Genomic DNA, 14,275 nt, shown 5'->3' on the forward strand with positions numbered 1-14,275 from the left:
TATAAGCCGCATATTGTGGGTAGGGTATAAGTGCGCTTATCCCGCAAGACATTATGCACCCACAGATAGCGAGCCCATTGTAAAGGATTGAAACTATGTACGCAGTAATTCAGACAGGCGGCAAGCAGTACAAGGTTACCAACGACGAGGTAATCTTCGTAGAGAAGCTTGAAGCTGAAGCAAACGACACCGTAACCTTCGACGTAGTAGCAGTCGGCACAGACGACGGCGTTAAGGTTGGCACTCCCTTCGTAGAGGGTGCAAAGGTTACAGCAGAGGTTCTTAAGAACGGTAAGGGCAAGAAGATCAGAGTGGCCACCTACAAGCCTAAGAAGGGCGAGAAGAGAGCTAAGGGTCACAGACAGCCTTACACACAGGTTAAGATTACTTCTATCGAGGCATAATGATTGAAGCAATCTTCACGGTAACGGATAAGGTGATTCAAGGTTTTGAGATAAGCGGTCATTCGGATTATTCCGAAGAGGGCAGCGATATCATCTGCGCGGCGGTCAGCTCCGCGGCGTATATGACGGCGAATACTTTAACCGACGTTCAGTCCTTAGCGGCTGAAATTACCGAACAGGACGGACTGATGAAGGTCAGCCTGTCACCGAAGGACGCAAAGGCGGCTGAGGTAGTCCTCAACGGCTTTCTGCTCCATCTAAACGCTCTTTCGGAGCAATATCAAGATTATATTAAAGTTAAAATTTCGGAGGTGTAAGGTAATGCTTAAGATAAACATTCAGTTATTCGCTCACAAAAAGGGAATGGGTTCTACAAAGAACGGCCGTGACAGTGAGTCAAAGCGTCTCGGCGTAAAGCGCGCAGACGGTCAGAAGGTTCTCGCGGGCAACATTCTCGTAAAGCAGAGAGGTACCCACATTCATCCCGGTGCCAACGTAGGCAAGGGCTCTGACGATACACTGTTTGCTAAGATTGACGGCGTTCTCAGATTTGAGCGCGTTGGCAAGGACAGAAAGCGCGCAAGCGTTTATCCTGTTGAGCAGTAATAGCAGCTTAGTTGGCTCTCTCAAAAGCGCATTTTGAGAGAGCTTATTTTTTGAGGTAAATTATGTTTGTAGATAAAGCTCACATCAAAATCAAGGCGGGTGACGGCGGCGACGGTGCTGTTGCGTTTCACCGTGAAAAATACGTTGCCGCGGGCGGTCCCGACGGCGGCGACGGCGGCAAGGGCGGCGACATTGTATTTCTTGCCGATACCAACCTCAGCACGCTCGCCGATTTCCGCTATAAGCGCAAGTACACCGCGCCTCGCGGAGAGAACGGCAGAGGCGGACGTTGCCGCGGCAAAAACGCCGAGGATCTGATTATCCGCGTGCCTATGGGCACCCTCGTCAAGGAGGAAAGCACCAACCGTATTCTCGCGGATATCTCCGACAACGAGCCGCACGTCGTCGCAAAGGGCGGCAAGGGCGGCTGGGGGAATCCGCATTTCGCTACTCCCGTCCGTCAGGTACCGCGCTTTGCAAAGCCGGGTCTGCCCGGAGAGGAGTTCGACGTCGTGCTCGAGCTCAAGCTGCTTGCAGACGTCGGTCTGGTAGGCTTTCCTAATGTCGGAAAGAGCACGCTCATCTCCGTCGTTTCACAGGCAAAGCCCGAAATAGGCAACTATCATTTCACCACTATCACTCCCGTTCTCGGCGTAGTGTCAATGGGCGAGGGCTCGAGCTTCGTAATGGCTGATATTCCCGGTCTTATCGAGGGCGCGTGGCAGGGTACAGGTCTCGGTCATCAGTTCTTGCGCCACGTGGAGCGCTGCCGTATGCTCGTCCATATCGTCGACGTTTCGGGCAGCGAGGGCAGAGATCCGATTGAGGACTTCAAGACCATCAATTCCGAGCTTGAAAAGTTCAATCCCGAGCTTGCTCGGCGCCCGATGATTGTTGCGGGAAATAAGTGCGACATGGCGACCGATGAACAGATCGAGGAATTCAAGCAGTTCGTCAATTCCGAGGGCTACGATTTCTTCCCGATCATGGCGGCTATTCGTTACGACGTCGATCCGCTGTTGAAGAAGATTCAGGAAATGCTCTCACAGCTTCCGCCGATTACCCGATATGAGGCTGAACCCGCACCTGTTCTCGCTGTCGAGGACTTTGAGGATCACACCGTTTCTATCCGCAACGACAACGGTATCTTTGTTGTCGAAGCCGACTGGCTGCTTCAGGTTATGCGCGGCATCAACTTTGACGACTACGAGAGCCTTAATTATTTCCAGAAGGTTCTTGTCAACGGCGGTGTAATCGACGCCCTGCGCGAGCACGGCTGCACAGACGGCGACACCGTTTCGATTTACGATATCGAATTTGACTTCACCGACTAAGGAGCGCCTATGGAAGAGATAAAACGCACCGCAGCTGACGGGTATTCTCCGCTGACGCTCGCATTTATCGGCGATGGGGTATATGATCTGCTTGTCCGCGACTACCTTGTCCGAAAGGCGAACCGACCCGTCGGTGAGCTTAATAAAATCAAGGTATCGCTCGTAAACTGCGAAAGTCAGGCTGCTTTTGCCAAAGATTTAATGCCGTGCCTGAGTGAACGCGAGCAGGCGGTATATAAGCGCGGCAGAAACGCCGCTCCGAAGTCCGCTTCAAAGCACGGTACCCTTGCCGACTACCACAGCGCGACAGGTTTGGAGGCGCTGTTCGGATATCTTCACATCAATGGAGAGCAGGAACGCATAAACGAATTATTTTCATTAATTATAGAAAATCAGGACTGTCAGTAGGCAGCCCTGATTTTTTACAGAAAATTTCTTGTATAAAAATGCTAAAATACTATTTCAAATTATCATCATTTATGTTATACTATTATTTGTATTGATAATATAAAGAAAGATGGTGATTATTTTTGCATAAAAGAATTATAGCTTCGGCGTTTGCCGCGCTTATTCTCGCGGGTACGGCGGCAGCATTTGCGGGCTGTCAAAAGGGAAATGAGCAGCAGGCGCAGAGCGGAAGCTTCAAGCTCGCCGATAAGGTAGCTGACGGAGCGATTCTGCAGGCGTTCAGCTGGGATTTCAACACGATCAAAAAATCAATGGCTGACATCGCTGCTGCAGGTTTTACAGCGGTGCAGACCTCTCCGATCAATGCATGTCTTGAGGGAGAGGACGGCGGCATGGAGCTGTACGGCGACGGCAAGTGGTACTACCACTATCAGCCGACCGATTTCAAAATCGGCAACTACCAGCTCGGCTCGCGCGAAGAATTTACGGAGATGTGTCAGGAAGCCGACAAGTACGGTGTAAAGGTTCTGGTGGACGTTATCGCGAACCACACTACACCTCAGCTTGACAAGGTCGCCGATGACCTCGTAAAGGCTGGCGGCGGCAGCTTTGAAACGCTTTTTCACAAGAACAACGACAAGGACATAAACAATTGGGACGACAGACTTGAGTGTACTACAGCGAAGATGGGCGGCTTGCCCGACATCAATACCGAGCGTCCGTCCTTCCAGGATTATTTCCTCGAGTTTATCAATGACTGTATTTCCTGCGGCGCCGACGGCTTCCGCTACGACACTGCCAAGCACATCGGTCTGCCCGACGACCCGAAGGAGGACGACGGCTTCGAGAACAATTTCTGGGAGCGCGCGGTAACAGAGATCGACAACGCCGACAATATGTTTATTTACGGCGAGGTCTTGCAGGGCGGCAACGACAGGCTCGATGTTTATATCGACACAATCGGCAGAACTACCGCGAGCACCTACGGCGGCAAGATTCGCGGCGCGGTATCGGGCAACTTTATCGATACCTCGTCTGTTTCCGATTACTGGATCGGCAAATCCGACCCTTCCAAGATTGTAACCTGGGTAGAGTCGCACGATAACTACATCAACGACAGCTCGTGGCAGTCGCTCGACAACGACCACGTAATTCTCGGTTGGGCTATCATCACCGCGCGAAAGGACGGCACTCCGCTGTTTTTCTCACGTCCCTACATGAGCTCATGGGAGAATATCTGGGGCATGAACCGCATCGGCGCGCAGGGCGACGATATGTACAAGGACAAGCGCGTATCCGCTGTCAACTTCTTCAGAACCGCGATGAAGGGTGAGGAGGAGAACCTTGTCAATCCGAACTTCGACTCAACTGTTCTGATGATTGAGCGCGGAAAGAAAGGCGTTGTGCTTGTAAATACCTCGGGTGAGGCTGAGGTGAATTTTGACACAAACCTCGCTGACGGCACCTATACCGATCGAGTTGACGGCAAGACCGAATACACCGTCAAGGGCGGCAAGCTAAGCTGCGAGAGCAAGCTTCCCGAAAACTCCGTTGTGGTGCTTTATAACGACGGTTACACCGAATACGCTCCGTGCGCGAACACAGGCGTTGCCGAGGGCACCTCGTTTGTTGTCGGCGGCGAAAGCACTGAGCTTACACTGACACTTGAGAACGCCGAAACAGGTACCTATACCTACAACGGCGAGAGCAAGTCGTATAAGGACGGCGACAAGTTGACAGTGAAAAAGCCCGCAGAAGGCGAGGTAGCTGTTGTTGAGCTTTCCGCGGAAAACGAGAAAGGTCTGCCCACCTACGAGCGTATCGAAATCACCTTCCGTGAGGAGTATAAAATCGACAAGGGCGCCAAGGTGTACTTTGAAAAGCCTGAAAGCTGGGGCGACGAGGTTTACGCCTATATTTACGACGTAGACGAAAATGAAAACAAGGTATGGCCGGGCAAGGAAATGACCAAGGAAGACGACGGCAAATACAGCTATACTATTGAAAGAAATTGGAACAGTCCGCTGATTATCTTCAACGACGGCGACTACACAGACAGTGTGCAGTATCCCGAGGGCAAGGGACTTAAGGTTGAGGCGGACAAAACATACAGCGTCAAGGAGGACTAACACATGAGTGAGATGAAGGTAGAGGGAAGCAAGATCCCCGCGGAGGATATAACCAACCCCGAGTTAAAGGAAGCAATCGAGGCGATGCAGGCTGAGGGCAGCAAGCAGAACATCGACAATATGATCAACAAGGTGATTGAAGCCAAGTTTATCCTGCCTGCACGCGTAACACAGATACCGAGTGCGAGCACAACGAACGGAAGAACCGTTATGAATAATCAGACGCAGGTTCAGTTCAGACTTCTTGAAAATACCAAGAAGGAAAAGTTCTTCGGCGTATTCACTGACATCGAGGAGCTTTACAGATGGAAGGGCAACGAGGAAGCTCAGAAGGTAGTCACCGACTTTGACAGCATTGCCCACATGGTTATGGATCCGAAGTCCAATGTTCTCGGCTTTGTTATCAATCCCTTTGGCAAGAGCGTGACCTTCCCCAAGAACATGGTCATCTCCATCAAGCAGCAGAGAGATTACATGAGAATGGAGAACAACACCCTCAAAAATGGCTCGCAAATCAAGCTCGGCGAACCGAAGGAGTACCCGATTGATATGATGGCGGCGCTGATCAACCATTTCAGCACAGAGCCGGGCGTTAACGCCGCTTTCCTGCGAATGATTGAGCAGGACGGTCAGCTCAGCTACTTCATCGTTGTTGACTTTGTCGGCAACACCCAGCAGGTATTTGAGAGTATTTCAGAGGTAGCTCAGCCATACCTCGACGATGAGATCCAGCTCTCCATGATGCCGTTCTCGATGGAGTTCGCGAGAAATGCAGTCAAAGGTATTGAGCCGTTCTACATCAAAAAGGAAGAAGATTAAATACAAAAGAGGCTTTCGCGGTTATGCTGCGAAAGCCTCCGATTGTTTTATGATTAAACCTTATTTCTTCATACCCATCGCGATCTCAACAGCCTTGTACGCGCCGTTGTACAGCCCGATGGAGTTGTTGATTTGAATTGCCTCGCACATCTGAGTCAGCAGCTCCTTTTCACCCAGGAACATATCAATCATCTGCAAGGTGTGTGGGATATCCGTGCACTCGAGAGTACCGTCGCCCATTTCCGCGGAGTGGATTGCGCCCCATTTTTCATGGCCGCCGATTCTCTTTAGAAACAGCTTTGGAATGGGGTAGAACGCCAGCTCACTCGGCTTGGTGAGCAGAACGTCAGCCGAACGCATCAGCAGATTTGTGCAGTAAACCGCCTCGAAGATGTTTTCGTGCCAGAACGCGTGAATGCCGTAAACATCGCCGTCAATCGCCTTTTCCGCGAATTGCTTTGTGTCCTCCCAGTTGCCGAAATGGGTTTTGCTTGCAACATCAAGGTATTTGGTTTCTTTCAGCAGTTCTTCCCAGACCTGCTTGTAGTCGCCGACATTAACATAAATAACCGCTTTCCTGCGGCGCACATACGGCATCAGGTGCTTGATTACCGCGCCGAACAGCTCTCTTTGTGCGCCTGCTCCGCCGATAGTAAGCAGGAACCGCATCGGCTTGTTCTGGCTCTTTCGCATGAGGCGTTTTCGGCAGTCGTCCTCGAGGTTTGCGACAAGCTCGTGGTCGATATAGTGTCCCGTATAGACCAGGCTGTCTGCGGGCATCGGCTTAAGGACTTCCTTTTTTCGCATGCCGTTGAGTATTCTGTAGCCCATATATGCCTGATGCGTCTGAACGGTATGAACGCTTCCCTCGGCAAGGTGCAATGCCATCGGCCAGTTATCGGGGATAGCGTTGACAACATATTGCATTCCGGCGTGGATAGCCGCCTGAGCAGGCCAGACATGAGTTCCGATTATCGGCAGATCTTTAGGGATATTTTTGAAAACCGCCGCCATCAGCTCGGCGTTTTTCTGGTCTGACGAGTTGTAGCTGAGCTGGCGGAAGCCCTCGTAGTTCATAGGCTCCCAGACCGCCTTGTTGAATGCGCGGCTTTTTTGCGATATTCTGGAGCCGAGGGAATAGAGGTCGTTCTGAGCGCCGATGACCTTTGTGCAGGTGGTTTCCGAGAATGAGTTCAGATCCATCCAGTACGGGGTATATCCGAGCGCTTGAGCGGCAGACGCCATTGCGATTGAGATGCGGTAATGACCGAAGCCCATGCGGATGTTGCCAACGATAATTCCCTTTTCAAGGTCAAAAGGCTCATTGCTTTTTCCTTCGTTGACTCTGATGTCGTACACACCGAGGGAGTCGTGAAGCGTTGAGTTTGGCAGCAGCTTTACAGAGTAGTCGCTGCTGCTGTCATCGCCGTATTTTTTCGTGTATTTTTGTTTGGTTCTGAGCGCTTTTCTGTAATCCGCTTTGCTGATTTCGTTTCCGAATATGCGTTTGCTTTTGTCGTTCATGATTTTCCTCTCTTTCCCGTATTCATACTGATATTCAGACGAAAAAAGTTTAAAAAGGTTAATATTATATTATCATAAAAATAATAGATTTGCAACGAAAAGTGAAAAAATATTATTTAAGATGTTGTAACCGCTATTCCGCAGATTGTTGACATCAGGGATATTTTCGGGTATAATATATTATATGTAATTATAATCAGTGGAGCGAGGTGGGCTGATGAGGCGGCAATGTGAAAACTGCGGTAATTACCTGAATGAAACAGATCGCGCTTGTCCTGTGTGCGGAATTCCAGCGTCTTTTCCTGAGGACAAAGTAAAAGCCGCGTCGGACGAATTTGACAGCCTTGTCCGCAGCTCTAATCCGTCGGTAAAAAGGCAGCGGTATGTTACCCTTTCGACAGTTGTCATTGCTGTTTTGTCAATAGCTCTTTTGCTTGTTACCTTATCTACCTGTCTTGGCGGCTCAAAATTGTGCAGCAAGCCGATGAATTATAATAAGGATTTGGGTTACTACAACTACAATAATACGGTTTATTATAATCAGGGCGGAAACTGGTACGAGTATGACCCGGCGCTTGGCTGGATTCTCGCAGATCCAAGTGATGATTTTCTCGATCATTACGACAATTATTATGAGGGTCAGATTAATAACGGTTCGTCTGATGTCTCGGATTTCCGTGACAGCGAATACTATGACCCAAACGCCGGTCTGACTGAGCAGGACGGCGATATGTGGAACCGTGACAATGGACAGAACCATCAGGAATACAGCAATTTGGATTCCGACATGGATGATGATTGGTAAAAAATCCCACTATGCAAACCGTGAAATAAGTGTTATAATTGTATTATCAGAGTTTTGAATTGGCTATCGGGAGTAATGAACTATGTTTGCCAGAATCAAAAGCCTTGACTATAAGGTGCTCAACAATATCAGCAGGCTTCATTGTCCGTCGCTGAATATAATAATGAAAACAGCTTCGCGTTCCGCCAACGTAGGCATTATATGGTGGCTTATCACGCTTCCTTTTCTTATCCGTCCCGAATGGCGCGCGACAGGCTTCAATTTCGTTGTAGCTCTCGCGTTCGCGCATGTAATGGGCGAGGGCTTGATCAAGCATGTTGTAAAGCGCATCAGACCTTGCCACAGCCTCGATGACGACGAACAGCTCATTAACCGTCCGAGGTTTTATTCCTTCCCGTCGGGTCATACCACCGCATCGTTCGCGATGGTCGGCGTTTCGGTGCTGCGCTGCCAGGTCATTACTTTTGTGCCGATAATAATACTGGCTTCGCTTATCAGCTTCTCGCGCATATATCTCCGTGTACATTATCTTACCGACGTAATCGCGGGAGTGCTTCTCGGTACGAGCTGCGGAATGCTCTCTGTTCTGTTTTTCGCGGCAATCGGTCTGTATTAAAATCTTATATGTGAATAACCAAACGCCCCGTGGCAATAATTCTATTATAGAACTATTGTCGGGGGCGATTTTTTGCAGTACGGAAAGGTTGAAATCTGCGGTGTTAATACCTCAGAGCTGAAGGTGCTAAGCGAGGAACGCAAGCGAGAGCTTATGCAAATTATCCGCGGCGGTGACAAAAAGGCGGCTAAGCGTGCGCGCGATGAGATGATAGAGGGCAATCTGCGGCTGGTTTTAAGCGTTATTCACCGTTTCCGCAACCGCGGCGAGGAGCTTGACGACCTTTTTCAGGTTGGAGTAATAGGTCTTATAAAGGCGATAAACAATTTTGACCCTAAGCTGGACGTCAAGTTCAGCACCTACGGAGTGCCGATGATTCTCGGAGAGCTCAGGCGCTACCTTCGCGACAACAACAGTGTGCGCGTTTCGCGGTCAATGCGTGATACCGCCTATAAAGCCATGCAGATAAAGGAGAAGCTGACTGCCGAGCAAAACCGTGAGCCGAGCATGGACGAAATAGCGCGCCGTATGGGAGTTCCGAGAGAGGACGTTGTGCTCGCTCTGGAGGCGATTGTCGAGCCGGTATCCCTCTACGAGCCGGTTTTTTCCGACGGTGCGGACACAGTGTATGTCATGGATCAGATAAGCGATACGGGCGATGATTCCGCGTGGCTTGAGGAGCTTGCAATAAAGGACGCGATAAAAAGCCTTTCCGACAGGGAAAAGCGCATTCTCGGTCTGAGGTTTTTCAAGGGAAAAACCCAGATGGAGGTCGCTTCCGAAATCGGAATATCCCAGGCTCAGGTCAGCAGAATTGAGAAAAGCGCGCTAGATACCATCAAAAAAAGCATATGAAAAAGCTCCTCATTTTCCGGTCTGCAAAAATGAGGAGCTTGAGTATTTATTAAGGCTAAAAGTCCGCGCGCCGCTCAAGGAAGGTGTGAAGAAAATCTCCGAAAATCCGTTCCCAGGCGGATTCATGGTGCTTTTCTTCAAACAGCACAACCTCGTTCAGCTTGTCAAACGGATAGCATTCCGTCAGGATCTCGTAGGTTTTCTCGACGCTTTCAAAAACATTCATCTCAAGCTCGTCGCCTGCGCCCGTGTAGATATACAGATACGGAAGGCATTCGTTCAGCTTTGAGTATATCCAGCTTTTCATATCCTCCTCAGAGTAAAGCAGAAAAGCGGGAGAGAGGACGCCTGTGGCACAGAATAAATCAGGGTGGGAGAGTGCTGTAAAAAACGCCTGCAGTCCGCCCGAGGAGCTTCCGCAGATTGCGGTGTCGGTTCTTGAGCGCTTTACGGGGAATTTTTCTTCCACAGCCGGCATGACGGTATTGACGATGAATCCGTCAAAAATCTCACCCTGAGGAGTTGTGAGATCGGGCAGTTTTTCGGGACAGATAATTTCTCCGATGCTTTTCGGGGTGAGCTCGCTGTCGCGAAGGTGTGAATCATTGAATATTCCAACAATAACGGCAGTTTTGCCGCTGTTTTTGATTTCGGCTCTGATGGTTTCAGGGATTTTCCAGCAGCCCCAGACAGCGGTTTTTTCATCAAAGAGGTTTTGTCCGTCCGTCATGTAGATTACGGGCAGGGTTTCATTTTCCTCATGCTCGGGAACGAAAACGCGAACCAGACGGTCGCCGTGGTCAGGGTAGGGAAGAAATAAATCGGTGAATTGCTCCTTAATCATACTTTACCTCCGTAGCGCCGAAAAATCGGTTTGTTAATAATATTATCTCATACAGAGTGGCGTTTTTCAAGAAGAAATTGACCTTGCAACCTATTAATTTATTCTTGAAAAATTACTGAGGTTATGATATCATCAAGTTAATGGATATTATTGCATAAAAAAATTCCGGAGCCTGAACATGAAAGCAATACTGATTGTCAATCCCGTTTCGGGACGAACGATGATAAGTGAATACATCGACGATATACTGTTGGTATTAAAGAAAAAGAGAATTGAGACAACTACGTTGATGACGAAACGCAAAAATGACGCGATGAATTTTGCGCGCGAGTACGGCGAGAACATCGATCTGATTGTCTGCTGCGGAGGTGACGGCACTCTCGGCGAGGTTGTAAACGGAGTGGCTCCGCTCCAAAACCGTCCCGCGATAGGCTATATCCCAACAGGCACGACTAACGACTTTTCCAAGAATATGGGACTTACCTCGGATATCCTTATGTCGATAATCGATCTCAACCACGGCGTAGTTCAGGAGCTCGACGTAGGTAGGTTCAACGAGAAGTATTTTATCTATGTCGCGTCCTTCGGGTTGTTTGCCGAGAGCTCATACGCGACTCCGCGCAACCTCAAGCAGCGCTTCGGACATCTCGCTTATGTGATTACCGGCACAAAGGAGCTTGTAAATCTCAAATCATACCATGTAAAGCTCTCGGACGATAAGGGCAACACCTACGAGGACGACTATGTCTACGGTTCGGTCAGCAACTCAACCTCAATCGGAGGACTGATGCGCTTTGACGAGGAGCTTGTCAATCTGCAGGACGGGCTCCACGAGGTTGTGCTTATCCGCCGCCCGAAAAATATTTTTGAGTTTAACGATATTGTCCGCGCGGTGCTAAGCGGCAGGTACGATTCAGACCTGATTACAGTTTTCAGCGCATCCAAGGTGACCTTTGAGTGTGAAGAAGAGATTGACTGGTCGCTTGACGGCGAGCACGAGCGGACAAATCAGCCTGTTACGGTTGAAAACGTTCACCGCGCCATTCGGCTGGTTTTTCCGAAATCCGTTGACATTAGTCACAAAAAATCGGAAAGTTATTGACAACTCAAAAAAATATACTATAATATAATGGTACATTATTGTAAAAGGAGAAAAACGTATATGAAAAGAATTATTGCACTGGTAATCGCTGCAATCATAAGCGTGTCCGTACTTGCGGGCTGCGGCGGCGGTTCCGACCTTAACAAGGTTATGTCCGACATCAACAGCACCTACAGCCTGAACCTCAAGACACTCGAGAGCAAGGATGACCTTTCCAAGTACTATTCCATCAAGCCCGAGAGCGTAAAGCAGTTCGCCGCGGAGATTGATTCCAACAACAACGCGCCTGTAGAGATCATCATGGTAGAGGCTACCGATGCCAACGCTGCAACCGAGATTGAGAAGGCTCTCGCAGCCCGTTACAACTCCATTGTCAGCCAGTACGCTTCCTACACTCCCGAGAAGCTCGACATGGTTAAGAACTGCAAGGTTACAAAGGACGGCAATTATGTCAGCCTTATCGTTGCCGATAACGCAGCCGAGATTCTCCAGAAGTATCAGGACAGCATTAAATAAGAAACCTTAGGGGCGGCTTGTCCGCCCTTTCTTTTATCACTTTACAAGGACGAAGTCAGAATAATGCAAAATGATTTAAAGCAGCAGTTTTCTTTTATGAATCAGATGCAGCAGCAGGCGGTTTTCGCGACGGAAGGGCCTCTGCTGATACTTGCGGGAGCGGGCTCCGGCAAGACCACTGTTCTCGTTAACCGCATATCCTATATACTCCGGTCGGGACTCTGCAAGCCGTGGAATATCCTGGCAATTACCTTTACCAACAAGGCTGCGGGCGAGCTTAAGGAGCGTATCTGCAATACCGTTCCCGAAGGCGGCGCCGATATCTGGGCGGCGACCTTCCATTCCACCTGCGCGCGTATTCTTCGCCGTTACGGAGACAGGCTCGGTTATTCGAGCCACTTCACCGTGTACGCGACCGACGACCAGAAGCGGCTTGTCAAGGAAATCATGAAGCAGCTTCAGATTGACGAAAAGCAGCTGCCAGTCAGGAGCGTGCTGTCAGATATTTCGAAGGCGAAGGATAAAATGCTGACTCCTCAGCAGATGAAGAAGGACGCGGAGTACGACAGCCGCAAGGTTTTCGTCGCCAAAATCTACGAAATATATCAGTCGCGTCTGAAAACGGCTGACGCCATGGATTTTGATGATTTGCTCTGCAAGGCGGTCGAGCTGTTTGAGCAGGAGCCCGAGATCCTCGGATTTTATCAGAACCAGTTCAAGTATATCATGGTTGACGAGTATCAGGACACCAACAAGGTGCAGTATAGGTTCGTATCCATGTTAGCTCAGAAGTACGGCAATATCTGCGTAGTCGGCGACGACGACCAGAGTATCTACAAGTTCCGCGGCGCTACGATCGAGAACATTCTTTCCTTTGAAAAGACCTTCAGCAGAGCGCGGGTTATCAGACTTGAGCAGAACTACCGCAGCACACAGAATATCCTCGACGCCGCCAACGGAGTTATTTCCAACAACACGATCCGCAAGGGCAAGACGCTCTGGACGGAGAACCCAAAGGGTGAGAAAATCAATATACATACCTGTGACAGTGAGCGCGACGAGGCGGCTTTTGTTACAAAGACGATTATGGACGGCGTGGCGAACGGCAGAAAGTACTCCGATTTCGCGATACTTTACCGCACCAACGCCCAGTCGAACGCCATTGAGCAGTCGCTTTCACGCAGCGGCATTCCTCACCGCATCATCGGCGGTCACCGCTTCTACGACCGCGAGGAAATCCGCGATATGGTGGCTTATCTGCAGGTAATCAATAACCCTCATGATGATATCCGTCTAAGCCGTATCATCAACGTACCGAAGCGCTCGATCGGCGCCAGAACCGTTGCGGTTGCAGCCGAAATCGCTTCAGGCCTCGGCGAGAGCATTTATACGGTAATCAAGGACGCGGACGCTTATCCGCAGCTTTCACGCGCGGCGTCAAAGCTCAGGGAATTTGTCAGACTGATTGACGGCTTGATCGAGGCTGAGGCAAGCGGTGATTATTCTCTTGCGGAATTATACAATCTGATTATCGAGCATACCGGCTATGAGAACTATCTCCGCGTCGAGAAGGAAAACGCTGATGTGCGCATCGAGAACATCGAGGAGCTTTCCTCAAACATCATCAAATTCGAGGAGGACTACGGCGACAAAGCCGACCTTTCCAACTTCCTCGAGGAAATCTCTCTTATGACAGATATCGATAATTACGACGCCGACGCCGACACCTGTGTTATGATGACTCTCCACAGCGCTAAGGGTCTGGAGTTTCCTGTTGTATTTATTACGGGCATGGAGGACGGCTTGTTCCCGTCAAACGCCTCAATCAGCAATCCCGAGGAAATCAACGAGGAACGCAGACTTGCCTATGTAGGCATAACACGCGCCAAGGAAAAGCTATATCTTACCAAGACGAAATACAGAATGCTTTTCGGTTCCACGACATACAATAAGGACTCACGCTTTTTGGGTGAAATTCCGTCCGAGCTTGTCGAGCGTACAGGTGAGGGCAGACTGAGAACCTCGTCCGCCTTTTCTTCTTCGGGAACTGGCGGCAAGATCAGCGTCGGAGTTGGTAAGGGCGCAAAGCCGATGGCTGGTGTGCCGAGGGCAGGAGCGTATCAGCCGCCCGCAGCTAAGTCGGGCATTACCTACAAGGTAGGCGACGTTGTACTTCATAAGCTGTTCGGCAAGGGCATGATCATGACCGCCGAGAAGATGGGAAACGATACCCTGCTTGAGATCGCCTTTGACAAGGCAGGCACCAAAAAGCTGATGGCGAATTTCTGTAAGATGGAAAAAATATAGAAGGTG

The 14,275-nt window shown here is 49.8% G+C and carries 15 protein-coding genes; 13 read left to right on the forward strand and 2 right to left on the reverse strand.

Annotated elements, in window-relative coordinates; all coding sequences use genetic code 11:
* Positions 1-95: 95 nt before the first annotated feature.
* The 7 genes from rplU to AB1I49_RS05315 all read left to right on the forward strand — a co-directional run bounded on the left by rplU (position 96) and on the right by AB1I49_RS05315 (position 5,700).
* Entirely contained in the window at positions 96-404 is a 309-nt protein-coding gene (gene rplU / locus AB1I49_RS05285; protein WP_316609218.1) for a 50S ribosomal protein L21, read from the forward strand.
* The gene (locus AB1I49_RS05290; protein ID WP_316609217.1) at positions 404-721 is read left to right on the forward strand and encodes a ribosomal-processing cysteine protease Prp; all 318 of its coding nucleotides are present in this window, start codon (positions 404-406) and stop codon (positions 719-721) included. Before rplU ends, AB1I49_RS05290 begins: the two co-directional genes overlap by 1 nt.
* A 4-nt stretch (positions 722-725) precedes the next feature.
* Positions 726-1,010: a 50S ribosomal protein L27 gene (gene rpmA, locus AB1I49_RS05295; RefSeq protein WP_216523004.1), complete on the forward strand. Its 285-nt coding sequence runs from the start codon at positions 726-728 to the stop codon at positions 1,008-1,010.
* 62 nt (positions 1,011-1,072) lie between these two features.
* Entirely contained in the window at positions 1,073-2,344 is a 1,272-nt protein-coding gene (gene obgE, locus AB1I49_RS05300) for a GTPase ObgE (RefSeq protein WP_316609216.1), read from the forward strand.
* A gap of 9 nt (positions 2,345-2,353) precedes the next feature.
* Positions 2,354-2,752 (forward strand): Mini-ribonuclease 3, encoded by a 399-nt coding sequence (locus AB1I49_RS05305; protein WP_316609214.1) that lies wholly within the window; start codon positions 2,354-2,356, stop codon positions 2,750-2,752.
* Positions 2,753-2,874: 122 nt separating this feature from the next.
* Positions 2,875-4,881, forward strand: coding sequence for a starch-binding protein (locus AB1I49_RS05310; RefSeq protein WP_316609212.1), 2,007 nt, complete (start codon positions 2,875-2,877; stop codon positions 4,879-4,881).
* A gap of 3 nt (positions 4,882-4,884) precedes the next feature.
* Positions 4,885-5,700: an enhanced serine sensitivity protein SseB gene (locus AB1I49_RS05315; protein ID WP_316609211.1), complete on the forward strand. Its 816-nt coding sequence runs from the start codon at positions 4,885-4,887 to the stop codon at positions 5,698-5,700.
* Between the two features lie 60 nt (positions 5,701-5,760).
* Here the strand turns inward: AB1I49_RS05315 and AB1I49_RS05320 are convergent, their stop codons facing one another.
* Positions 5,761-7,224, reverse strand: a complete 1,464-nt coding sequence (locus tag AB1I49_RS05320; RefSeq protein ID WP_316611346.1) for a DUF6937 domain-containing protein — start codon at positions 7,222-7,224, stop codon at positions 5,761-5,763.
* 217 nt (positions 7,225-7,441) lie between these two features.
* Between AB1I49_RS05320 and AB1I49_RS05325 the strand changes: the two genes are divergently transcribed.
* The 3 genes from AB1I49_RS05325 to sigG all read left to right on the forward strand — a co-directional run bounded on the left by AB1I49_RS05325 (position 7,442) and on the right by sigG (position 9,500).
* The gene (locus tag AB1I49_RS05325; RefSeq protein ID WP_407721567.1) at positions 7,442-8,029 is read left to right on the forward strand and encodes a hypothetical protein; all 588 of its coding nucleotides are present in this window, start codon (positions 7,442-7,444) and stop codon (positions 8,027-8,029) included.
* Positions 8,030-8,111: 82 nt separating this feature from the next.
* Positions 8,112-8,645: a phosphatase PAP2 family protein gene (locus AB1I49_RS05330; RefSeq protein ID WP_316609207.1), complete on the forward strand. Its 534-nt coding sequence runs from the start codon at positions 8,112-8,114 to the stop codon at positions 8,643-8,645.
* A gap of 72 nt (positions 8,646-8,717) precedes the next feature.
* Positions 8,718-9,500: an RNA polymerase sporulation sigma factor SigG gene (gene sigG, locus AB1I49_RS05335; protein ID WP_316609206.1), complete on the forward strand. Its 783-nt coding sequence runs from the start codon at positions 8,718-8,720 to the stop codon at positions 9,498-9,500.
* A gap of 55 nt (positions 9,501-9,555) precedes the next feature.
* On the opposite strand, the gene AB1I49_RS05340 is transcribed toward sigG, so the two are convergent.
* Positions 9,556-10,344 carry an alpha/beta hydrolase gene (locus AB1I49_RS05340; protein WP_316609205.1) on the reverse strand — a complete coding sequence of 263 codons (789 nt, stop codon included), beginning with the start codon at positions 10,342-10,344 and terminating at the stop codon, positions 9,556-9,558.
* 178 nt (positions 10,345-10,522) lie between these two features.
* On the opposite strand from AB1I49_RS05340, the gene AB1I49_RS05345 reads away from it, so the two are divergent.
* From AB1I49_RS05345 to AB1I49_RS05355, 3 genes are all read left to right on the forward strand, one after another.
* Complete coding sequence (locus AB1I49_RS05345; protein ID WP_316611345.1) at positions 10,523-11,446, forward strand: diacylglycerol/lipid kinase family protein; 924 nt, start codon at positions 10,523-10,525, stop codon at positions 11,444-11,446.
* Between the two features lie 60 nt (positions 11,447-11,506).
* Positions 11,507-11,962, forward strand: coding sequence for a DUF4358 domain-containing protein (locus AB1I49_RS05350; protein ID WP_316609202.1), 456 nt, complete (start codon positions 11,507-11,509; stop codon positions 11,960-11,962).
* 96 nt (positions 11,963-12,058) lie between these two features.
* Entirely contained in the window at positions 12,059-14,269 is a 2,211-nt protein-coding gene (locus tag AB1I49_RS05355; protein WP_407721568.1) for an ATP-dependent helicase, read from the forward strand.
* Positions 14,270-14,275: the final 6 nt, after the last annotated feature.

Source organism: Ruminococcus sp. NATIVEDY160, assembly GCF_045819885.1.
Taxonomy (GTDB): Bacteria; Bacillota; Clostridia; order Oscillospirales; family Acutalibacteraceae; genus Ruminococcoides.